We start from the raw sequence: 22,015 nt of genomic DNA on the forward strand, positions 1-22,015 counted from the left end.
GCCCCTTAAATCCACAACTTCTTGAAGTCACGCCCGCCAAAGATCAGGTTGACCATTGCGCGGGTCACCATGATGGCCGTGAACATCGAGGTAAAGATACCGAGGGACATGGTTACCGCAAAACCTTTGACGGGGCCGGTGCCCATGGCAAAGAGAATCCCGCCGACCAGCAAGGTGGTCAAGTTGGAGTCGAGAATCGCGGTAAATGCCCGGCCGAAGCCTTCGTTGATTGCACGCTGTACGGTCATGCCCGCCGCGATCTCTTCACGTATCCGCGAGAAGATCAGTACGTTGGCGTCTACCGCCATACCCATGGTGAGTACGATACCGGCGATACCAGGCAGGGTCAGCGTAGCGCCCAGCAGCGACATCAGCGCCAGCAGCATCACCATGTTGCCCGCCAAGGCCACGGTGGCGATCACGCCGAAGAAACGGTAGATGGCGATGATGAACAGCGACACAAACAGCATGCCCCACAAGGCTGCATCGATACCTTTGGTGATGTTGTCGGCACCCAGGCTCGGGCCAATGGTACGCTCTTCAACGAAGTACATCGGCGCCGCCAGGCCACCAGCACGCAGCAACAGTGCCAGTTCGGACGATTCGCCCTGACCGTTCAGGCCAGTGATACGGAATTGAGCACCCAGCGGCGACTGGATGGTCGCCAGGCTGATGATCTTCTTCTCTTCTTTGAAGGTCTGCACCGGCACGTCTTTCTCGACGCCGTTGACCATTTGCTTGGTGTAGGTAGTGACTGGGCGCTGCTCGATGAAGATCACCGCCATGCTACGACCGACGTTGCTGCGCGTGGCGCGGCTCATCAGTTCGCCGCCGTGGCCATCCAGACGGATGTTCACCTCAGGAGAGCCGTGCTGCGAGTCAAAACCCGCCTTGGCGTCAGTTACTTGGTCACCGGTGATGATCAAGCCACGCTCGATCAACGCAGGAGGACGGTTGCCTTCGCGGAACTCGAATTCTTCTGCAGTGGCGCGCGAAGCACCCGGCTCAGCCGCGAGGCGGAACTCCAGGTTGGCGGTTTTACCCAGGATACGCTTGGCTTCAGCGGTGTCCTGTACGCCCGGCAGCTCAACCACGATGCGGTTGGCACCCTGACGCTGAACGATCGGCTCGGCCACACCCAGCTCGTTGACGCGGTTACGTACCGTGGTCAAGTTCTGCTTGATGGAGTATTCGCGGATTTCCGCCAGCTTGGCTGGGGTCATCGCCAGACGCAGCACAGCTTGGCCATTGAGGTCAGCCGGTACGATGTCGAAATCGTTGAAGTTCTTGCGGATCAGTGCACGGGCCTGTTCGCGGGACGCTTCATCAGAGAAGCCCAGCTGGATGGCACCGTTGAGCTGCGGCAGGCTGCGATAACGCAGTTTCTCTTTACGCAGCAAGCTCTTCACATCGCCTTCGTAGACTTTCAGGCGTGCGTCGAGGGCTTTGTCCATGTCGACTTCCAGCAGGAAGTGCACACCACCGGACAAGTCCAGGCCCAGCTTCATCGGGTGCGCGCCAATGCTGCGCAACCATTTTGGCGTGGTCTGTGCCAGGTTGAGTGCAACAACGTAGTCGTCACCCATGGCCTTGCGCACAACATCTTTGGCAGGTAATTGGTCTTCTGCCTTGGTCAGGCGCAGCAAGCCGCCCTTCGCATCAGCCGCCAACGTTGCCGCTTTAACCTGGATGCCCGCGTCGGTGAGCGCTTTGCTCGCGCGTTCCAGGTCAGCCTGATTGACTTGCAGCGAAGTGCTGGCGCCAGTGATCTGGATCGCAGGGTCATCAGGATAGAGATTGGGAGCGGAATAAATAAAACCGATCGCCAGCACCGCCAGGATCAGTACGTATTTCCACAGAGGGTATTTGTTCAGCATCACGCCGCCCGCTTATAACGCGGGGCGCCTTGCGCGCCCCGTCGATTGGTAAAGGTTGTTACTCAGATCGCTTTGAGCGTGCCTTTTGGCAGCGTGGCGGCGATGGCGCCCTTCTGGAACTTCATTTCTACGGTGTCGGAGACTTCCAGAACCACGAAAGCATCGGAAACCTTGGTGATCTTGCCGGCGATGCCGCCAGTGGTCACAACTTCGTCGCCTTTTTGCAGGCTGCCCAGCAGGTTTTTCTGCTCTTTGGCGCGCTTAGCCTGTGGACGCCAGATCATCAGGTAGAAGATGACCAGGAAGCCGACCAGGAAAATCCACTCAAAACCACCGCCCATAGGGCCGGCAGCGGCAGGCGCAGCGGCGTCAGCCATGGCATTAGAGATAAAAAAGCTCATTTAGCACTCCAGTTGCAAATAGTGAATCTTAGGGTCGGAAAACTCAGTCCAAGGGCGGCACAGGGAGCCCGCGCTTGGCATAGAAGGCATCGACGAAGGCGGCCAATGTACCCTGTTGAATAGCCTCGCGCAAACCAGCCATCAGGACTTGGTAGTGACGCAAATTGTGGATGGTATTCAACATGCTACCCAGCATTTCCCCGCACTTGTCCAGATGGTGCAGATAAGCACGCGAGAAGTTCTGGCAGGTGTAGCAGTCACAGGTGGGATCCAGCGGCGAATCATCATGGCGATGGAACGCGTTACGGATCTTCAGCACGCCTGTATCGATGAACAGATGCCCATTGCGGGCATTACGGGTTGGCATCACGCAATCGAACATGTCCACACCGCGGCGCACACCCTCTACGAGATCTTCCGGTTTGCCAACGCCCATAAGGTAACGAGGTTTGTCAGCCGGCATCAGGCCCGGCAGGTAATCGAGCACCTTGATCATCTCGTGCTTGGGCTCGCCCACCGACAAACCGCCGATAGCCAGGCCATCAAAACCGATTTTATCCAGGCCTTCCAGCGAGCGCTTGCGCAGGCTTTCGTGCATGCCGCCCTGGACGATACCGAACAGCGCCGCCGTGTTGTCGCCGTGGGCGTTCTTCGAACGCTGAGCCCAACGCAGCGACAGCTCCATGGAAATGCGCGCCACGTCTTCATCCGCCGGGTACGGCGTGCATTCGTCGAAAATCATCACGATGTCGGAGCCCAGGTCGCGCTGCACCTGCATCGACTCTTCCGGGCCCATGAACACTTTGGAGCCGTCCACCGGCGAGGCGAAGGTCACGCCCTCCTCCTTGATCTTGCGCATGGCGCCCAGGCTGAACACCTGGAAACCACCGGAGTCGGTGAGAATCGGGCCTTGCCACTTCATGAAGTCATGCAGGTCGCCATGCTTCTTGATCACTTCCGTGCCCGGGCGCAGCCACAGGTGGAAGGTGTTGCCGAGGATGATCTCGGCGCCAGTGGCGACGATGTCACGCGGCATCATGCCTTTGACGGTGCCATAGGTGCCCACAGGCATGAAAGCCGGGGTTTCGACGGTGCCGCGAGGGAAGGTCAAACGGCCGCGGCGAGCTTTACCATCCGTGGCCAGCAATTCAAACGACATACGACTCATAAGGTTTCCTCTGGGCCGCGCGGCGCCGGGTTTCGAGTGATAAACATCGCATCACCGTAGCTGAAAAAACGGTACTCGTTGGCGATGGCGGCTTGATAAGCGGCCATGGTCTCCGGGTAACCGGCAAATGCCGACACCAGCATCAACAGCGTGGATTCCGGCAAATGGAAGTTGGTCACCAGGCAATCGACCACATGGAACGGCCGGCCTGGGAAAATAAAGATATCGGTGTCACCACTGAACGGTTTGAGCACGCCATCACGCGCCGCACTCTCCAGCGAACGCACGCTGGTGGTGCCCACGGCAACCACCCGCCCGCCGCGCGCCTTGCACGCGGCCACGGCATCCACGACTTCCTGGCTGACTTCCAGCCACTCGCTGTGCATGTGGTGGTCTTCGATGTTATCCACACGCACCGGCTGAAACGTCCCGGCCCCCACGTGCAGGGTCACATAGGCGCTTTCGACGCCCTTGGCGGCAATCGCGTCCAGCAGCAGTTGGTCGAAATGCAGCCCGGCCGTCGGCGCGGCCACAGCACCCAGGCGCTGGGAGTACACCGTCTGATAACGCTCGCGGTCCGAGTCTTCGTCGGGGCGGTCTATATAAGGAGGCAACGGCATATGGCCGACGCGCTCCAGCAGCGGCAACACCTCTTCGGCAAACTTGAGCTCGAACAGCGCGTCATGGCGCGCGACCATCTCGGCCTCACCACCGCCATCGATCAGGATGCTCGAACCCGGTTTCGGCGACTTGCTGGAGCGCACATGGGCCAGCACGCGATGGCTGTCCAGCACCCGCTCCACCAGAATTTCCAGCTTGCCGCCGGACGCTTTCTGGCCAAACAGCCGTGCCGGAATCACCCGGGTATTGTTGAACACCATCAAATCGCCTGGGCGTAAATGCTCAAGCAAATCAGTGAATTGACGGTGTGCGAGGGCACCGCTCACCCCGTCCAGGGTCAGCAGTCGACTGGCGCGACGCTCGGCCAAAGGGTGGCGAGCGATCAGCGAATCAGGGAGCTCAAAAGTAAAGTCAGCAACGCGCATGATGGGGTTCGTCTAGCAGGGCCGGGAAGTCTAGCGGAAATAGTGAAAATAGACCATGAAACGTGATTGACCAACGGTAATCTCATCTCTATACTTCGCCGCCATTGAGCCCTGATGGCGGAATTGGTAGACGCGGCGGATTCAAAATCCGTTTTCGAAAGAAGTGGGAGTTCGATTCTCCCTCGGGGCACCATCTTAAAGAAAGACCTTGAAATTCAAGGTCTTTTTTTTCGCCTGTAAAAAAGTGAGTATGCGCAGGCCAACGCAGACGTTGAGGAGCCGAGACCATGGAATTGACGCTGGAAGCTGTTGCGCTTTTTGCTCTCAAGCTGGTGCATGAGACCGAAGGCGCGAGCCCGGTTCTGCGGGATGACCTGGTCATGGATGGGTATGAGCGCGAGGTGTTTGGGTTGTTGGTGCGCCAAGGGGATTTGGCCACGATTCAACGCAAGCTTGATGAGTGCATTGCCCAGACCTTGAATACCTTAGGCGGCGCCGACACCGTACTCGGTCGCGAGCTGCATAAGCTGGCCACTGATGTGCAACAGGCCCCCAGCCTTGATGAGCTAAGCCCGCCGCTGACCACCCTCAAGGACTATCTGAAAGATATCCAGTGAATCAATGATCAACACACCGGCCAAGTAAACCATCAGCACCGCAACACCAGCGTCCAAGCATCGCCAGACCACGGGCGCGCGAAACAGCCAGGTCAAACGCTGACATCCCAACGCCAACAGCACAAACCACACCAACGATGCCGTCATGGCCCCTGTCGCGAACAGGGCTTGTTGGCCTGCGGGTTTGGCCGCACCGATAGAGCCGATCAGCACCACCGTATCCAGCCAGGCGTAGGGGTTGGCGAAGCCGAGCACTATCGCCGTGCGTAACAGCCCGCGTTGCGAATTGCCGCCTTGAGTGTCCGGCATGGACTGGTTGCGGATGCAGGCCAGCAAGCGCTGACCACCGAACCACAGCAGATAGGCCGCGCCGGACAAAAGCATTATCGCCATCACCGCCGGCCAACTTTCCAGCACAGACCCTAACCCCGTCACGCCGATAGCGATCAGGAGGATATCGGCCAGCACACAAATAGCGACCACCCACCAGATGGGACCACGGCCGACACCTTGGCGGATTACCAAGGTGTCTTTTGGGCCGGGGGCGGCGAACAGTCCGATGCCCAGGAGCAAACCTTCAAGGTACAGGGCGTTGAAGTGTGGAAACATGGAATGTTCGAGTCCGCGAGCGATAGATTACACGTTGCGGCGGGCAGGTTGTCCTTTTTAGCTAACAACGTAACGACTTTCACCAAGGATTGGGGATGAGTAATCAACTATGAGCATCAAGACGCGCGACACCCTCCGAGCGCTGGTCGTACGACGCAGCCGGGAACTGGGCAAATCCATGACCACCCTGGCCAAGGAAGCGGGCATATCCAGAACCTACCTCTACGGGTTGGCCGGTGGCGCCTCTAAAGATCCCTCGGTGCGCACACTGATCAAGTTGGCCAAGGCGCTTCACGTTTCACCGCTGCTACTGTTCCGCTACTTCGCCGATTTGGCAGGCGCTCCGGTTGACGCTCACTCGATGGCTACCACCAACCGTGCTATCGGCCTGCTAGCCCCCAACGACGTTGCCGTCTTCAACGCAGACGTCACCACGCCAGACCAAACCGTCGTGTTACCCGGTGAGACGTTTCAGAAGACCTGGGAGATCCAAAACCTCGGCACCCGCCCCTGGCGCGGCCGCAAGTTGGTGCGAGTAGACGGCGAATACGTGATCGCCCGACGCACCGCCACGGGTGCGCCATTGGAAGTGGTGATGGACACACACCTGCGCAGCCTGAACAACGAAATCCCGATTGCCGACACACTGCCCGGCCAGCCGGTGCACCTCACGGTGGAATTCGCCGCGCCCAAGGAAACCTGCACCGTCACGTCGATCTGGCGGATCGAGGATGAACACGGCCAGCCTTGCTACGGCCCCGCCTTCATCCTGCATGTGATCGTCAACGTCATGGCCCGCTGAGTACCTACCCGCTAACCGCCATACGCACCGCCAAGCCCATCAGCACCGAGCCCATCAGCCAACGCTGCGCCACCTGCCAACCCGGCCGGGTGACGAAGAACACCGCGATAGAGCCCACCATGATGGCGATCACCGAGTTAACGCTCACGCTGATGGCAATCTGCGTAAAACCCAGGATCAGCGACTGCGTCAGCACACTGCCATGGCCGTTCGGGTCGATGAACTGCGGCAACAACGACAAATACATCACCGCCACTTTGGGGTTCAGCAGGTTGGTCACCAAGCCCATCATGAACAGCTTGCGCGGGCTGTCCTGGGGCAAGTCCCGCACTTGAAAGGGCGAACGGCCACCCGGCTTCACGGCCTGCCAGGCGAGGTACACCAGATACACTGCACCACCGAGCCGCAGCACGTCGTACGCAAAGGGCACCGCCATCACCAACGCGGTGATGCCCAATGCTGCGCAAAACATATAAACCAGAAAACCCAACGCAACACCGCCGAGCGATATCAACCCGGCCTTACGCCCCTGGCAAATCGAGCGGGAAATGAGGTAAATCATATTCGGCCCGGGCGTGAGCACCATGCCGAGTGAGATCAGGCCATAAGCAAGCCAGCTGGACAGCTCGGGCATGGTGTCGCTCCTTAAGGTGTGTGCTGGGCGCCATGGTAGGGCGTTGAACAGCAGGCCGTTAGATACAGATCCGCGAGCAAAACGTCATACACACACGCAGGCGGTTACCGCCCCATTCACCCAAGGACAGGCACATGATCGACTTCAACAACAAAGGCTTCTTCAAACTCAAGCAAAACAACGAATACGCCGAACGCGTATCAGCCCTGCTGCTCGACGGCGAAGAAGTCATCGACGCCTACAAAGCCATGCGCGATGGCGTGGTCTTCACCACCAAACGCATCATCGCGGTGAACGTGCAGGGGATTACCGGCAGCAAGAAGGACTTCACCTCGCTGCCGTACAAAAACATCGTCGCGTACTCGGTGGAAACGTCCGGCACGTTTGATCTGGATTCGGAGCTGGAGATTTACTTTTCGTCGCTGGGGAAAGTGAAGTTTGAATTCACCGGGAAGACTTCGATTGTGGAGATCTCGCGGATCATCTCCAAACACTTGCTGGGCTGATCCCTTGTGCGCTTATTGTTTCTCAGTTGCTCAAGCCTGTCGCTCGGAAGCCCGCGACAGACAACGCAATTGACTGAAACAAGACTGCACAGGGAACTGTAGGCCTCAGCGGTACCACACAATGGTTCCTATAGCCTTTGGGTGATAAGTCTTTTGGTCAACGCTCCCAGTCTCCTTCAACCGTTCCATAGCGCCACCTACGCGGACAACGCCTCAAGCCCTGAGGCGCAGTCTGTCAGCCCGATACGAACCAAGCGCAACGTGATCGACAAAACCAAGCTCTGGCCCAATGGTTCGACGCTCAAGATAGCGCTCTATGACGTTAACGAGGAGGAGGCAAAGGCGATAAAGGATGCGATCAACGAATGGAAGCCTTACGTCAATCTCAAGTTCGATTTCGTCCTGGGCGAGGAAGGCGACATCCGTATCGCTCTCAACCATATCAATAACACCTACGGCACTGCGGCAGGAATAGACGCGAAAAAAATACCGCCACACCTGCCCACAATGATCCTGCTGGACGACATCCACTCACCCAAATTCCGCTTCGTGGCGCTGCATGAGTTCGGGCATGGCTTGGGCGCAATGCATGCTCACCAACACCCCGACTCAGGCATTCCTTGGGACAGGCAGAAGGCGTATGACCACCTGCTCAAGCGCTATGGTTGGACCCAGGATCTCGTCGACAAAAATATCTTGCCCTTGGAACGCAGTGATAAGTACAGCTACCAACCTTACGACGGCGATTCGATAATGCATTACGAGGTCACCGACGACTGGACATCCGGCGGCTGGGGTCAATCGGAAAACTGGGACATCAGCGACGGCGATAAAGCCCAAATGCAAGAGGCTTACCCCAAGCCAAAGCCACCTGTTCCGGCGCCTCTTTCCAAAGCGTTGCTTAGCGCCCGATTTGATGAGCCAACACAATCGCTGACCGAGTGATGCCGGGCGAGTTTTTACCGACGCTTTGACTAACCGCTCGGCAAAAAAAGACCTTGGCGTCCCAAGGTCTTTTTTACTGCTAACACGGTTCAGCGGGTGCACCACGATCCAAATGTGGGAGCTGGCTTGCCTGCGAAGACGCCAGCCGCCATACCCTCAAACCAGCCGCTTACACACCAACGGCCTCCCCCTCCTCCATCACCCCATTCGGCAACATCCCATTGGCCAAATCATCCACCACCGCCTTCGCCATCTCCCCCAAATAATGCGCCGCCCAGGCGTAACGGTCTGCGCTCTTGTCCATGGCTGCATCCAACGCGAGCATTTTGGAGCAGTGAAGCAGCTCGGAGGCATGCTCCAGGGCGTCGCGAATGGGTACGCCGGAGTTGACGCGGAATAGGCGGTGGAGGTTGGGCTGTTCGCCGCAGGTGGAGAAGGTGATGACGCCGAGGGTTTTGTTGAGGGGTGGGTTGATCATTGAGCACCTCCGAGTTGGGCGGTGGTGTGGATTGCGGTAATACGAGGATCAAGCCTTTCAGAAACACTCATTGGTATAGCTCCCATTCTTCGAAGAGAGCTGCCCCATTCGTTTCCAGGCGAATGGGTGGCAGCTGTGCGCAGGCTGGAAACCGGGGGAATAGGCAAACCCGGCAGACTCGAAAGTCTCCCACGCACAGCCGCCATAACACGCATATGCTGGCACAAAAGTGGCGCCAGCGGTCGTGATAAATGGTGGCACCTGTGCGCCTATACCCACGGGTTTCCAGGCCCGGTCGCCTCATAAAGACGACGATCAGGACGGTAATCTGAAAGCGGGAGACCTGAAAGTATGCTTTTGTATGTACAGATTTCCGCTCCCGCGACCTTGGAGGCCCTGATATAAGCAACCTCAACTACCCACTTTGGGGTCGCTAGAAACCAGCTGACTTTTCCCACACCCACCATCGAACAAAGCCGACATCAACCTCTGATCCCCCCTCGTACGCTCACTCCCCCGCACAAGGAAGTGAGCCCGTCATGCCAGAACGCGCGTACCCCATCACCGAAGAGGACCAACTCAAACGGCGAATCCTGACTCCGCAGCCGAAGCGGGAGCCCTATTCGCCGCCGATAGATTTATTCGACTCAGCACCCGCCCCGGCGCCTTCGCCCGCAAAGCTTCCCGGCTGCGTGTTCACTAAACCCTGCCAACTGCCCGACGGCATCATTCGCTACAACAACCCCACCGGTTACGTACCGTTGGAGCTGATCAAGGATTACGGCCATTTCAGCCTGTTGGGTGGGCGCGAGGTGGACAGCCGAGGCGCGGTTGCTCTGCGCAAGATCAGCGGCAGTGCGCTGCCCGTTGGTTTGGGGCAATTGGCGTTGCGCTCAGCGGTGGTGGAGTCCGCAGTCGGCGCCGCTGGCACTTTGGCGGGTGGGCTGTTGGCGGGGTTAGTGGCGCTGGCTTGGCCGTCGGCGCTGGGTGATAGCGCGCTTTACAGCGAGGAGCAGTTGCGTTCGCTGCCACGGGCGCGGTCGCAGATGCGTTTGCATGTGGAGCAGCGTGAGGATGGCACGCTCAAGGGGTATGGGTTTTACACGGGCAACCATGCCGATTGGCAGATGATTGATGTGGTGCAGTTCCAAAGCCGTGGCGATCAGTTTGTGGCGGATTTGGGTGAGGGCGTGGAGCTGATCTGGACGCCTGCGGTTGATCGGGGCGACACGCTGGGTATTCCGGCGTTGGAGGCTGCGCCGCAAGCGCCGGTAATTTGGATTTACCCGCCGACGGAGAAGGCGGCGCAGATTCTGGTGAACCCGATTTATCCGCCGGAGTATCGGGATTTTATTCTGGTGTTCCCGGTGGAATCGGGGGTTCGGCCGCTGTATGTGGTGGTTAGCGTTCGGGCAGGAGACCACAAGTATCAACCGAGCCCACGGTTTTTAACTGCGTTTCCAGAGGCCGTACGTGCGCCGTCCAAATCCGGAGTCAAGGGCGGAGGCCACCTTAGGCCGCGCTGGAAGGATCCCCATGGCTATATCTACGAATGGGACTTCGAACGAGGTAAGGTCGAGAAGTACAACAAGCGAGGGAAGCATTTGGGTGAATTCGATCCTATAACAGGTGAACGAACCAAAGATGCAGAAGACAAGAGAAGGATAGACCCATGAATCACCTGATCTACGTAGTCCCAGCGGGGAGCGAGCATATTTCGACTGAGATCCCGCTCAACCTGAAAGCTGCCGACTTGCTGCCTATTATGGGTTGGGAGGACGAACACGAATGTGTTTATGACTACCTACTTACTCCCCAACAAATCGAAGGCATCGAAAAATTCACCTCATTGGTATTTCCAAAAAATGCGTCGCTGTATTTGGCATGCGACGCGTAATGGCCACACCACGCTAACTTTCCAAAGAGTCCAAGTTTGATGCGTAGAATTTCACTTTCAGAGAAAAAGCCCCTCCTCTACCGCTCAGTCAACACCCGAACCCATGATTTCTCCAAAAAATGCGTCGCTGTATTTGGCATGCGACGCGTAATGGCCACACCACGCTAACTTTCCAAAGAGTCCAAGTTTGATGCGTAGAATTTCACTTTCAGAGAAAAAGCCCCTCCTCTACCGCTCAGTCAACACCCGAACCCATGGTGTGCACCACGGTAGTCATTGCGCGTATCGCTATGAGCGGCATACCAAAAGTGAAAAAAGCTCACTGTCTAACCGTGGCTCAATGCACAGCCATCAACGACACGGTTTTGACTACACGCCACTATTGCGCTTTCTCCTGTCCAAAGTCGGCCAGCCGTGGGACAAGGTTTTCAGCGAAGCTAACGCTCGCCTGGATCGTACAGAGCCGGTGTTCTGGATGGTTGCGCTGCATGAAAGCGACAAAGACGAATATGTGCGATTAGGTGATTCCAGCTATTACAGCGGTTTGTGGGTCGACGCCGCAGGCCTCCTGCAAAAAGTTAACCCCCAACTGACATCCGAACAGATGACGCCAAATTGTAACTGCTGCACCCACACCTTCAACGGTGTGGTATTCCCGCAGGCTCCACGTTAAAACTCACCACCCGCACACAACCCGCCCTGCTCCAGGTTGTGCAACATCAACCGACAGCCGATCTTGCCCACGATCATGTCCACAATCGCCAAGCCCAAGCCCGCGCCATTGGCGTTATCGCGGCTGTAGAACCGTTCGAACAAGCGGCTCAGTTCGGCTTCATCAATCCCCGGGCCTTGGTCTTCCACGCTCAAGCAGTTAGCGCCAATCAGCACTTTCACTTCGCTGCCTGCCGGGGAAAAATTCAGCGCATTGGTTACCAGGTTCTGCAGCGCGATGGCCAGGGCCACCGGTTCGGTTTCCACCCAGCAATCTTCGTTGCCTTCCAGCACCAGCTCCACGCCCTTGTCCATCGCCAGTGGCGCCAGCTCAGCGAGTTCTTCGCGCACTAATTCCATCAGTTGCACGGGCTTGCACACGAGGTTGCTCAGGTGCGGTTCGATGCGCGCCATGGTCAGCAATTGGCTGCCAACCCGTGTCGCGCGGTCCACGCCCTTCACCAGAAAGTCCAACGCTTCGCGCCGTTGCTCCTCGGTGGCGGCGCTTTGGGCGTTTTGTGCATGGATGCGCAAGATGGCCAGCGGCGTGCGCAGTTCATGGGCAGCATCGGCGATAAACCGGCGTTCGCGTTCCAGCAGGTCATCCATGTGCACCAACAGCCGGTTCAGCGCGGTTTGCATGGGTTCCAGGTCGGAGGGCAGGGGCTTGAGGCTCAACGGTTGCAAGGCGTCGGTGTTGCGCCCACGAATCGCCAGCACCATGGCGCGCAGGGGTTTGAAGCCCCAGCCGATGGCCAGCCAGATCAGTACGGTCAGCAGCGGCACGCCGATCAAGGTGGGCCAGAGGGTGTGGCGCACGATGCGTTCGATCAGATCTTGGCGCATGTCGTCGCGCTCGCCCACCCAAATCAGCAGCCCCTGCTGTGGGTCAACGAGGAGGAAGGCGCACCAGTCGTTGCCGTCGTGGGTCAGGTCGTGGGCGCCGAGGTGGGTGGGCGGTGCATCGAGGATCGGCGCTTGGGCGGAGCGCACCAGGAGTTGGCCGTCGGTGCGCCATACCTGGAAGGTCAGCGGCGTTTCATAAGGGTGGGCGGCGCCGTCTTCGCCGATGCGGCTCATGGCGTGGTCGAAGGCTTGGTAGAGGCGGTCAAAGTCGGCCTCACCGAGGTCGCGTTGGCGCAGCACGCCTTGCAGCAGGCGGGCGCTTTGGGCCAGTTGGGCGTCGTAGACTTCTTCGATTTCGTGGTGGCTGTCGCGCAGCATCAGCCAGCAGATCAGGGCGTCGCCCAGCAGGATCAGCATCAGCACGGGAATAAGGATGCGCGCGCGAACCGAGTTCACAGTTTGAGCACCAGCACATAGCCAACACCGCGCACGGTGCGGATCAGCTCTGTGGATAACTTTTTGCGCAGGTTATGGATCAACACTTCCAACGTGTTGCTCTCAACCCGGTCCTGCCAACCATATAAAGCGCGGGCCAGGCGCTCGCGGGTCACGACTTTGCCAGGGCGCACCATCAGTTGGTGCAGCAGTTGGTATTCCATCGGGGTGAGGATGATGTCTGCGTCCTGGTAGCGCACTTGCTGGGTGGCGGGGTCGAGGCTGACGCCGGCGTGTTCCAGCATCGGTTGCGCGCGGCCCTGGCTGCGGCGCAACAGGGCGCGCACGCGGGCTTTGAGTTCTTCGACGTCGAAGGGTTTGATCAGGTAGTCGTCGGCGCCTGCGTCCAGCCCGGCGATGCGCTCGGTGGTGCCGTCGCGGGCGGTGAGGATCAGCACCGGCAAGTCGTGTTGCTCGGCGCGCAGTTGTTGCAGCAGGTCGAGGCCGTCGAGGCGTGGCAGGCCGAGGTCGAGCAGCAACAAATCGAAGCTTTCCGTGCGCAGGGCGTGTAGGGCGCTGAGGCCATCTTGCAGCCAATCCAGGGTGTAGCCTTCGGCGCCCAATGCCACGCGAATGCCCTGGCCGAGGGCACGATCATCTTCGACTAGGAGTAGGCGCATAGCAGATTCTCTGTAGGAAACGGCGGAATCATGCCGGTTCTGGTGCGGGCCCTTGCGGGAAAGATGTTACGCCACGTTGCCAACTAAGGTTGCGCTAAGGTTGGTTTTGCACTGTGAACCTTCCCACGTATGCAGAGAAATATTCCTGCGTTTATGGGACCAGGTACGGGACAACCTGTCGTTATCCATGCTCACCGGCCGCAGGAGCACCTGCCGGATGAACATGCGCACCAACTAAGGTTGCGCTAAGGTTGGTTTTGCACTGTGAACCTTCCCACGTATGCAGAGAAATATTCCTGCGTTTATGGGACCAGGTACGGGACAACCTGTCGTTATCCATGCTCACCGGCCGCAGGAGCACCTGCCGGATGAACATGCGCAGTTATCCTTTTTTCCGACAGGTTCTCTATGCGCCCCGTTTTACTGATCTGCAGCCTGCTAGGGGTCTTCATCGCCGCCTGGCTTAGCCATCCGCCCCATGTGCTGGCGCCCTTTGCCCAAGCGAGCCCGAACAATTCAAAGGTCGCGGCGGCGCCGCAATACATCAGCCGCTTCGTGTCCTCGCAACTCACCGACTTTGTGCACTCCTCCTCCGTCACCGCTCTGCCCGGCGGCGACTTGATGGCCGTGTGGTTTGCAGGTTCGCGCGAAGGCGCCGCCGATGTGCAAGTGCGCACCGCGCGGTTTGATGCGCGCAGCGGTGAATGGGGCGCCGAACAGGTGCTGGCCACGCGCGAAAGTACCCGCGACGGCACTCAGCGCTACATTCGCAAACTGGGTAACCCGGTGATTGCGCTGGGGCCGGATAAACGCCTGTGGATGTTTTACGTGTCGGTGTCGGTCGGCGGCTGGGCCACCAGTGCGATCAACGTGATGGTCTCGGAAGACCTCGGTGCGAACTGGTCAGCGCCTCGGCAATTGGTGACCTCGCCGTTCTTTAATATCAGCACCTTGGTGCGTGCCGCGCCGGTGTTTCACGCCGACGGTTCTATCGGCCTGCCGGTGTATCACGAGTTCATGGGCAAGTTTGCCGAGTACCTGTACTTGAGCGCCGACGGTGCGGTGATCGACAAATTCCGCATCAGCCGTGGCAAGAACTCTCTGCAACCGACCATCGTGGCGCAGGATGGCCTGCGCGCCGTGGCGATGTTGCGCTATGCCGGTGACACCTATCACCGCGTGCTCGCCAGCCGCACCATTGACGCCGGCCAAACCTGGAGCGAGCCGTACCCGCTGGAGCCGGCCAACCCCAACTCATCGCTGGCGGCGGTGGCCACCCGGGACGACGGTTTGTTGGTCGCCCTCAACGACCTGCAAGACGGCCGCTTCAAGCTCAGCCTTTACGGCACCGATGCCCAGTTCAGCCAATGGCGTACGGTGATAGAGCTGGACCAGTCGCCCGACCCGCTCGGCCAGCCGTTCGCCCATGAGGCCTACAAAGAAATCATCGGCGAAGGCTTCCGCGCCTCCAGTGGTGCCCAGCGCCTGCCGCTGGAGCAGCGCTTTCTGAGCAACCTGGATTACCGCGTGTGCAAACCCAGTGGCTGCGATTTTGAGTACGAGTACCCGTACTTCAGCCGCAGCCCGGACGGCATGTACCACTTGGTGTACTCGTGGAATAACACCTTTATCAAACATGTCAGCTTCAACGAAGCCTGGCTGGCGGAGCATTTGTAATGGTTTCTGTGTGGCAAGCCCATTTGAGTTTTGTGCTGCTGGGGTTTGTGGCGTTGTGTGCCCTGCGCTTTACCGCACCGTGGCGGCCGTGGCTGCTGCCGGTGTTGGTGGTGCTGAGCTTTATCCCGGTGAATGAACTGCCCTTGGCGGCGTATGTGCGCAGCTTTACCGATGACCTGGCCATCAGCACCTTGGTGTTGCTGGCGTGGGTGGGGCTGTGCCGGTTGGGCGTGGTGCAGCCGGTTACTCGTCAACATCAGCTGCAACTGCTGGTGCTGTTTGGCGTGCTGAGCCTGCTGTTGTACCCCGCCACGCTGGGCCTGACGTATTACGACCCGTACCGCTGGGGCTTCAACCCTCGGCCGATGATTGTGCTGGTGGGCGCGGCGGCGCTGTTGATGCTGTGGCTGCGCAATGCGCTGGCGGTGTGGATGCTGGCGCTGGGCACCCTGGCGTTCGCGTTGCGGCTCAAGGCGTCGGAGAACTATTGGGATTACTTGGTCGATCCGCTCTTGACGGGCTACTGCATAGTCGCAGGATCCTGGCTGCTGGTAAAAGCAGCCTGGAAATACCCGAGCCGAGCAAGACAAGGTGGCTGACACTCCGTCATCGCGGGCAAGCCCGCTCCCACATTTGCCCTATGTAGTTTTTGAAATTGGGAAGAGTCAATGATGGGTGTGTTGCAATCACGCCGCCTGCGCTACGGCGTGGGCGCGATCGGGTTGGTGTTTGTGTTGCTGGCCGCTTTGCGGCTGGTATTTTTAATAAGCTTTTCCGGCCTTGCTCTTAACACCCCGGCGCTGCTGGAAACCCTGGGCATCGGCTTGCGTTTCGACCTGCGCCTGGCGGTGTTGATCCTGCTGCCGCTGGCGCTGCTGGCCTGGTTCCCGCGCTGGAACCTCACCACCCTGCCCGCCTTGCGCTGGCTGGCGCGCGGCTATCTGGTCGTAGCCCTGGCCGTAGTCGGCCTGGTGTACATCATCGACTTCGGCCATTACGCCTACCTTGGCGTGCGCATCAATGCGACGGTGTTGCGCTACCTGCAAGACGCACAGATTTCGCAACAGATGGTGTGGGAAACCTACCCGGTGCTGTGGATAACCGCCTGTTGGCTGGCCGCCGTGGCGCTGTGGGTGTGGGCGTTGGTGTGCCTGGAGCGATTGACCCTGGATCGCGAAGCCAAAACCATCGGCAAGTGGGCGGTGGCGTCTGTGGCCGTGGTCGGCGTTGTCGCCGTGCTGCTGGCCCTGCTCGGCCGCGTGGCCAACCTCAACCTGGAAAACCCGGTGCCGCTGCGCTGGAGCGATGCGTTCTTTTCCGGCAACAGCCAGGTCGCCGCCGTGGGCCTGAACCCGGTGCTGTTTTTGTACGACACGCTCAAGGTTGGCCAATCGCAATTCGATGAAGCCAAAGTGCGCGACCATTACCCGCAGGTTGCGCAGTATTTAGGCGTTGCTCAGCCCGATCCCAAGCAACTGAATTTCACCCGCGAGCAAGGCGTGCAGCCCTATCGCCTGCAAGGCGAGCGCCCGCCCAATGTGATCTTCGTGATGCTCGAGTCCCTAGGCACCAGCGCCGTGGGTGCCTACGGCAACCCGCTGAACCCCACGCCGAACCTGGACAAACTGGCGACGCAAAGCTGGTTCTTCAAACACTTCTACGTGCCCGTCACCGGCACTGCCAAAACCGTGTGGGCAAGCATCACCGGGGTGCCCGATGTCACGCGCCAGGAGACCGCCACGCGCAACCCGCTGATCACGCGGCAACACACGCTGATCAACGCGTTCGAGGGCTACCAGAAGTTCTACATGATCAACGGCAACGCCGGCTGGGCGAATATCAATGCGCTGATTCGTCAGAGCATCGATGGCGTGCAGCTGTTTGACGAAAGCTACTGGCGCTCGCCACGGGTGGACGTGTGGGGCATCTCCGACCTGGACCTGTTCAAGGAAGGCGACCAGTTGCTGCGCGCCGTGCCCAAGGACCAGCCCTTCTTCGCCTACGTGCAAACCTCCGGCAACCACCGCCCGTTCACCATCCCCAAGCAGAACGACGGCTTCCAGGTGCATGACGTGACGCTGGAGCAAGCCCAGGCCGCCGGCTCGCGCAGCGTCGAGCAATACAACGCAGTGCGTTTGCTGGACTTCAACATCGGCCGCCTGATGGACATCGCCAAGGCCGGCGGCTGGTACGACAACAGCATTTTTGTGTTCTTCGGCGACCACAACACCCGCATCAGCCAGATCCCGCACATGGCACCGGCCTTCGAGCAATTGGGCCTGGAAAGCAACAACGTGCCGATGCTGATCCACGCGCCGGGCCTGCAACCGCGGGTGATTGAAGAGGCCGTGGGCCTGGCGGACTTGCTGCCCACTGTTGCCGGCATGGCCGGCATACCGTTTCGCAATGGCGCGATGGGCCGCGACATCCAGCAACCGGCGCCAGAAGGCGAACGCGTGGTGCCGCTGGTGTTGCACGAGGGCACCTTCCCGATTATCGGCGGCGTGACCAAGGACTTCCTGCTGCAGATGCAACACGACGGCAGCTTACCAACCCTGCACGACCTTGCCTCGCAAACGCCTCGGGACGACGTGGCCGAGCAGCATCCCGAAGAGTTTCAACGCTTACAGGGGCTGACGCGCGGGCTGCATGAAAGCGCGCGGTTGATGCTGTTCAAGAATGTGCGCGAGTGATCACTTGGGCTGGAAAGTTTCCAGGTAGGCCAGGATGTTTTCAATCTTCTGCGGGTCGCTGATGCCCCAGAAGATCATGCGCGTGCCGCTGACCACCTTCTTCGGCGCCTCGATGTAGGCGGCGAGCTTGTCGCGGGACCAGACCACGCCGGAGTTTTTCATCGCGTCGGAGTACTGGTAATCCGTGGTGGTGCCGGCGGGTCGGCCGATGATGCCGTTAAGCTCTGGGCCAAAGCCGCCGCGCGCACCTTCGCCGATGCTGTGGCAGCCGCCGCAGGTCTTGCTGAACAGCTTGCCGCCCGCCTCGGCATCGCCGGCCGCAAAGGCCGGGGCGGTGTTGAGGATCAGGGCGAGGGTCAGTAACGCGTACTTCATGGTGGGCTCCACAGCGGGTGTTACGGCGATTATGCCTGTTTGTCAGGAGCGCATGCCCCAGATCACCTAGACGGTTCAAACAACCACCCATCGCCTCAGGCACATCTAATCGAACCTATCCCCACCCGCCCCACTCCACCTTACTGAACCCTGATGGTGGAGTAAGGATCATGGCTCAGCCATCGATTTTAGTGCTGGAAGACGACGAGATCATTCGCTCGTTAATGGTGGATGTACTGGAGGACTTCGGGGCGCACGTCACCTCGTTTCCTTCGGCGGATGAAGGCATGATTTACCTGGAACGCTGCGATGACCCGGTGGACCTGATTGTCAGCGATATCCAGATGCCGGGTTTGCTCAACGGCTACGACCTGAGCAAGGTGGTGGCGCATCGCTGGCCGTCGGTGCCGGTGGTGCTGACCTCCGGCAATACTAAGCTGGCGGAGCAACTGGGCGGGTCTGTGCGTTTTTTGCCCAAGCCGTGGAGCGCCGAGCACTTGGTTGAGTGCGTGCAAACCGCGCTGATCCAAAAGGGCTCGTCCCTGCATTGATAGCACCGCAATATCACTTAACGCGAACTTGATGAGTTGCCCTGTGGTCATTAATCACGCAAGGAGCGACTTTTCTGATGCGCTGGTCAGCCTTTTCGCCTTGTGCGTGCAGTTGACGGCAATGAGTTGTGTAGAATTGTCGCCGGTTTCACCCGCGTCATTCATGGCCGAAAGGCCCCCAGTTCGAGCTCATTGAATGCATTCACAGGCCCTTGACGTTGGTGCGCCCTCATTGCTGGAAACGTTGCGCTCAGGTACTGGCCTGCTGCATGTAGCGTTGGAAAAACGCCTGCCGTTTTTCTCCGAGTGCCTGGATGCCGACTGGTACCAGCGCTTGCTCCAGGCGTACTACGGATTTTATAGGCCGATGGAAGCGGTGCTGTATGACAGCGGCTTGATCCCTAATGGATTCGATACGTCGTTGCGTGTGAAAACGCCAACGCTGCTGCGCGACCTCTACGCCCTTGGCCTGACGGACGACGCTATCAGCGCCCTGCCCCGTTGCTGCGAACTCCCCACTTTCGATACCCCCGCCGCCTGCCTCGGTGCCCTGTATGTGCTGGAAGGCGCGACCTTGGGCGGCCAAGTGTTGCGCCGGAAAATGGCTCAACGCCTGGCCGTCGACGCGGACAACGGCGGCGCGTTTCTCAATGTGTACGGCACCGAGACCGGCCGGCGCTGGAAAGACTTTCTCGATTACCTGAGCCGCCAGCCACTGGACACGCAGGCCAAACAGCACGCGGTGATTGCTGCCTGTTCGACATTCAGCGGCTTTGAGCAATGGCTTGCCAGCCAGGAGGTACTGCTATGAAACCCGAAGATTTTGAGGAACTGCATGCCAACTGTTCCGACGAACCCATTCGCACTCCAGGCGCGATTCAGCCCCACGGCGTGTTGCTGACGTTATCGGCACCTGACCTGAACATCATGCAGGTCAGCGCCAATGTGGGCACTGTGTTCAACCACGCGCCTGAGGCGCTGTTGGGCCAGCCACTGCACACCTTGATTGGCGCGCAACATGCCCAAGCCGTGCAGGCCATGGCTGAACACGACACTTTTTTCGACGCGACGGCGCTGCACGTCACCTTCAACGGTGTGCGATTCGAAGGGCTGTTGCATCGCCATCAAGACGTGCTGGTGCTGGAATTCGAACCGCACCTGGAAGACTTCAAACCGCGCACCCTGAATGGCCGCACCAGCGACCTGGGCAAGATGCTGCAACGCTTGCAGTCGGCGAAAAACCTGCAAGCGCTGTACGAAATCAGCGTGAATGAAATCCAGGCCATGACCGGTTATGACCGGGTGCTGATCTATCGTTTCGAAGAAGAAGGCCACGGGCAGGTGATTGCCGAAGCGTCGTCGCCGTCCATGGAGCAGTTCAACGGGCTGTTCTTCCCAGCCTCCGATATCCCCGAGCAGGCCCGCGAGCTCTACCGCACCAATTGGCTGCGTATCATCCCGAATGCTGCCTACGAGCCGGTGCCGTTGCTGCCCAAGCTGCGCCCGGACACCGGCCAGCCGCTGGACTTGAGCTTTGCCACCCTGCGCAGCGTGTCGCCGATTCACTGCCAGTACATGCAGAACATGGGCGTGCTGTCGTCCATGAGCATCTCGTTGATGGCGGGTGACAAGCTCTGGGGCTTGATCAGTTGCGGTAACCGCGAGCCGCTGTTGGTGCCCAATGACCTGCGCATAGCCTGCCAAACCATCGGCCAGGTACTGTCGTTGCAGATCAGTGCCATGGAAGCCCTGGACCTGAGCCGCCAACGCGAAGAAAAGGTTGAAGCCCTGGCCCTGCTTGATCAGGCGATGAAAGCGTCTGAACAAAATGTGTTCGATGGCCTGGCCCAGCAGCCGCACGTGCTGATGGACCTGACCCTGTCGGGCGGCGTGGCGATCATCGAAGACAAACAGCTGCACTGCTACGGCAATTGCCCGCAGCCTGAGCAGATTCGTGCGCTGCACACGTGGCTGCAAACCAGCGGCGAACCGGTGTTCTCCAGCCACAACCTGACCTCGGTATACCCGCCAGCTGCCGAGTTTCAGCCCGTGGCCAGTGGCGTGTTGGCCATGAGCCTGCCAAAGCCTGTGGATAACGGCGTGCTGTGGTTTCGCCCGGAAGTGAAAGAGAACATCAACTGGAGCGGCGACCCGAATAAACCGCTGAACTTGGAAAATTCCGACGCCGGCTTACGTCTTCGCCCACGCACCTCGTTTGAAATCTGGAAAGTGGAAATGGCCGGCATCTCCACCAAGTGGAGCCATGGCGACCTGTTTGCGGCCAACGACCTGCGCCGTTCCGCCCTGGAAAATGACCTGGCCCGCCAAGTGTTTCGCGAACAACAAGCCGTGCGCGCTCGCGATGATCTGGTCGCCGTGGTGTCCCACGACCTGCGTAACCCGATGACAGTTATCTCGATGCTTTGCGGGATGATGCAAAAGGCCTTCAGCTCCGAAGGCCCACACACCTCGCGGCGGATTTCCTCGGCCATCGACACCATGCAGCAGGCCGCCGGGCGGATGAACGTGCTGCTGGAAGACTTGCTCGACACCTCGAAAATCGAGGCCGGGCGCTATGTGGTCAAACCGGTGGTGCTGGACGTCAACCAGATGTTCGAAGAGGCCTATGCGCTGCTCGCGCCGTTGGCGATGGAGAAAGGCATCGAGCTGTCGTTCAACACAGAGCCGGGCCTGCAGATCAATGGGGACCCGGAGCGTCTGTTCCAGGTGTTGTCGAACTTGATCGGCAATGCCATCAAGTTCACCCCGCGCCAGGGAACCATCAGCGTAAGCGCCTTGAGCAACGGCGAGGAAATCATGTTTTCAGTGCGCGATTCCGGCGAAGGCATTGCGCCGGAGCAGTTGCCGCATGTGTTTGATCGCTACTGGACGCAAACGGAGAACAACCCCACCGGCAGCGGGCTGGGGCTGTACATCACGCAGGGTATCGTGCAGGCCCACGGCGGGCGGATCGAAGCGCAAAGTGAGGTGGGCCAGGGCAGCGAATTCATCTTTACGGTGCCAAAGGCCATCGAGTTGTCGCCGACCTGACTGTCAACAGTGAGCT

At 59.3% G+C, this 22,015-nt stretch carries 23 protein-coding genes and 1 tRNA gene; 14 read left to right on the forward strand and 10 right to left on the reverse strand.

Annotated elements, in window-relative coordinates; all coding sequences use genetic code 11:
* Nucleotides 1-5 precede the first annotated feature (5 nt).
* The 4 genes from secD to queA all read right to left on the reverse strand — a co-directional run bounded on the left by secD (nt 6) and on the right by queA (nt 4,492).
* A complete protein-coding gene (gene secD / locus GJU48_RS19855) occupies nt 6-1,877 on the reverse strand; it encodes a protein translocase subunit SecD (protein ID WP_094949423.1) in 1,872 nt (623 codons plus the stop codon).
* A 62-nt stretch (nt 1,878-1,939) separates the two neighbouring features.
* Complete coding sequence (yajC, locus tag GJU48_RS19860) at nt 1,940-2,278, reverse strand: preprotein translocase subunit YajC (protein ID WP_003175975.1); 339 nt, start codon at nt 2,276-2,278, stop codon at nt 1,940-1,942.
* A gap of 43 nt (nt 2,279-2,321) precedes the next feature.
* Nucleotides 2,322-3,437 (reverse strand): tRNA guanosine(34) transglycosylase Tgt, encoded by a 1,116-nt coding sequence (gene tgt, locus GJU48_RS19865; protein WP_162490598.1) that lies wholly within the window; start codon nt 3,435-3,437, stop codon nt 2,322-2,324.
* Nucleotides 3,438-3,442: 5 nt separating this feature from the next.
* The gene (queA, locus tag GJU48_RS19870; RefSeq protein ID WP_094949422.1) at nt 3,443-4,492 is read right to left on the reverse strand and encodes a tRNA preQ1(34) S-adenosylmethionine ribosyltransferase-isomerase QueA; all 1,050 of its coding nucleotides are present in this window, start codon (nt 4,490-4,492) and stop codon (nt 3,443-3,445) included.
* 108 nt (nt 4,493-4,600) lie between these two features.
* Here queA and GJU48_RS19875 point away from each other — a divergent pair.
* Both GJU48_RS19875 and GJU48_RS19880 read left to right on the forward strand, forming a co-directional pair.
* Nucleotides 4,601-4,685 (forward strand) — tRNA-Leu (locus GJU48_RS19875).
* Between the two features lie 94 nt (nt 4,686-4,779).
* Nucleotides 4,780-5,109 carry a hypothetical protein gene (locus GJU48_RS19880; protein WP_094949421.1) on the forward strand — a complete coding sequence of 110 codons (330 nt, stop codon included), beginning with the start codon at nt 4,780-4,782 and terminating at the stop codon, nt 5,107-5,109.
* Here GJU48_RS19880 and GJU48_RS19885 read toward each other — a convergent pair.
* Complete coding sequence (locus tag GJU48_RS19885; RefSeq protein ID WP_094949420.1) at nt 5,059-5,718, reverse strand: LysE/ArgO family amino acid transporter; 660 nt, start codon at nt 5,716-5,718, stop codon at nt 5,059-5,061. The genes GJU48_RS19880 and GJU48_RS19885 overlap by 51 nt on opposite strands.
* A 109-nt stretch (nt 5,719-5,827) precedes the next feature.
* On the opposite strand from GJU48_RS19885, the gene GJU48_RS19890 reads away from it, so the two are divergent.
* Nucleotides 5,828-6,520: an NBR1-Ig-like domain-containing protein gene (locus tag GJU48_RS19890; RefSeq protein WP_094949419.1), complete on the forward strand. Its 693-nt coding sequence runs from the start codon at nt 5,828-5,830 to the stop codon at nt 6,518-6,520.
* Between the two features lie 4 nt (nt 6,521-6,524).
* Here the strand turns inward: GJU48_RS19890 and GJU48_RS19895 are convergent, their stop codons facing one another.
* A complete protein-coding gene (locus tag GJU48_RS19895) occupies nt 6,525-7,154 on the reverse strand; it encodes a LysE family translocator (RefSeq protein WP_155296072.1) in 630 nt (209 codons plus the stop codon).
* Between the two features lie 134 nt (nt 7,155-7,288).
* On the opposite strand from GJU48_RS19895, the gene GJU48_RS19900 reads away from it, so the two are divergent.
* A complete protein-coding gene (locus GJU48_RS19900; RefSeq protein WP_094949417.1) occupies nt 7,289-7,660 on the forward strand; it encodes a PH domain-containing protein in 372 nt (123 codons plus the stop codon).
* A 261-nt stretch (nt 7,661-7,921) separates the two neighbouring features.
* Nucleotides 7,922-8,605, forward strand: a complete 684-nt coding sequence (locus GJU48_RS19905) for a zinc metalloprotease (RefSeq protein WP_141240508.1) — start codon at nt 7,922-7,924, stop codon at nt 8,603-8,605.
* A gap of 169 nt (nt 8,606-8,774) precedes the next feature.
* On the opposite strand, the gene GJU48_RS19910 is transcribed toward GJU48_RS19905, so the two are convergent.
* Nucleotides 8,775-9,083, reverse strand: a complete 309-nt coding sequence (locus tag GJU48_RS19910) for a DUF3077 domain-containing protein (protein WP_094949415.1) — start codon at nt 9,081-9,083, stop codon at nt 8,775-8,777.
* A gap of 539 nt (nt 9,084-9,622) precedes the next feature.
* Here GJU48_RS19910 and GJU48_RS19915 point away from each other — a divergent pair.
* The 3 genes from GJU48_RS19915 (at nt 9,623) to GJU48_RS19925 (ending at nt 11,653) form a co-directional block, all read left to right on the forward strand.
* Entirely contained in the window at nt 9,623-10,759 is a 1,137-nt protein-coding gene (locus GJU48_RS19915; RefSeq protein WP_094949414.1) for a colicin E3/pyocin S6 family cytotoxin, read from the forward strand.
* Complete coding sequence (locus GJU48_RS19920; protein WP_094949413.1) at nt 10,756-10,980, forward strand: DUF7683 domain-containing protein; 225 nt, start codon at nt 10,756-10,758, stop codon at nt 10,978-10,980. The genes GJU48_RS19915 and GJU48_RS19920 overlap by 4 nt, the downstream gene beginning before the upstream one ends.
* A gap of 190 nt (nt 10,981-11,170) precedes the next feature.
* Complete coding sequence (locus tag GJU48_RS19925) at nt 11,171-11,653, forward strand: hypothetical protein (protein ID WP_094949412.1); 483 nt, start codon at nt 11,171-11,173, stop codon at nt 11,651-11,653.
* Here GJU48_RS19925 and GJU48_RS19930 read toward each other — a convergent pair.
* Entirely contained in the window at nt 11,650-12,993 is a 1,344-nt protein-coding gene (locus tag GJU48_RS19930; RefSeq protein ID WP_155296073.1) for an ATP-binding protein, read from the reverse strand. The genes GJU48_RS19925 and GJU48_RS19930 overlap by 4 nt on opposite strands.
* On the reverse strand, nt 12,990-13,652 hold the full coding sequence (locus GJU48_RS19935; RefSeq protein WP_094949409.1) for a response regulator: 663 nt from the start codon (nt 13,650-13,652) through the stop codon (nt 12,990-12,992). Before GJU48_RS19935 ends, GJU48_RS19930 begins: the two co-directional genes overlap by 4 nt.
* Before the next feature lie 408 nt (nt 13,653-14,060).
* On the opposite strand from GJU48_RS19935, the gene GJU48_RS19940 reads away from it, so the two are divergent.
* The 3 genes from GJU48_RS19940 (at nt 14,061) to GJU48_RS19950 (ending at nt 18,022) form a co-directional block, all read left to right on the forward strand.
* Entirely contained in the window at nt 14,061-15,329 is a 1,269-nt protein-coding gene (locus GJU48_RS19940; protein WP_094949408.1) for a sialidase family protein, read from the forward strand.
* Nucleotides 15,329-15,928, forward strand: coding sequence for a hypothetical protein (locus tag GJU48_RS19945; RefSeq protein WP_155296074.1), 600 nt, complete (start codon nt 15,329-15,331; stop codon nt 15,926-15,928). Before GJU48_RS19940 ends, GJU48_RS19945 begins: the two co-directional genes overlap by 1 nt.
* Nucleotides 15,929-16,000: 72 nt before the next feature.
* Nucleotides 16,001-18,022, forward strand: coding sequence for an LTA synthase family protein (locus tag GJU48_RS19950; protein ID WP_094949406.1), 2,022 nt, complete (start codon nt 16,001-16,003; stop codon nt 18,020-18,022).
* Here GJU48_RS19950 and GJU48_RS19955 read toward each other — a convergent pair whose 3' ends face one another.
* Nucleotides 18,023-18,397 carry a c-type cytochrome gene (locus GJU48_RS19955; protein ID WP_094949405.1) on the reverse strand — a complete coding sequence of 125 codons (375 nt, stop codon included), beginning with the start codon at nt 18,395-18,397 and terminating at the stop codon, nt 18,023-18,025.
* 170 nt (nt 18,398-18,567) lie between these two features.
* On the opposite strand from GJU48_RS19955, the gene GJU48_RS19960 reads away from it, so the two are divergent.
* The 3 genes from GJU48_RS19960 (at nt 18,568) to GJU48_RS19970 (ending at nt 21,999) form a co-directional block, all read left to right on the forward strand.
* Nucleotides 18,568-18,948: a response regulator gene (locus GJU48_RS19960; RefSeq protein ID WP_094949404.1), complete on the forward strand. Its 381-nt coding sequence runs from the start codon at nt 18,568-18,570 to the stop codon at nt 18,946-18,948.
* Between the two features lie 196 nt (nt 18,949-19,144).
* Entirely contained in the window at nt 19,145-19,759 is a 615-nt protein-coding gene (locus tag GJU48_RS19965) for a biliverdin-producing heme oxygenase (RefSeq protein ID WP_094949403.1), read from the forward strand.
* Complete coding sequence (locus tag GJU48_RS19970; RefSeq protein ID WP_094949402.1) at nt 19,756-21,999, forward strand: ATP-binding protein; 2,244 nt, start codon at nt 19,756-19,758, stop codon at nt 21,997-21,999. The genes GJU48_RS19965 and GJU48_RS19970 overlap by 4 nt, the downstream gene beginning before the upstream one ends.
* Nucleotides 22,000-22,015 lie beyond the last annotated feature (16 nt).

This window comes from Pseudomonas sp. IB20, assembly GCF_009707325.1.
Taxonomy (GTDB): Bacteria; Pseudomonadota; Gammaproteobacteria; order Pseudomonadales; family Pseudomonadaceae; genus Aquipseudomonas.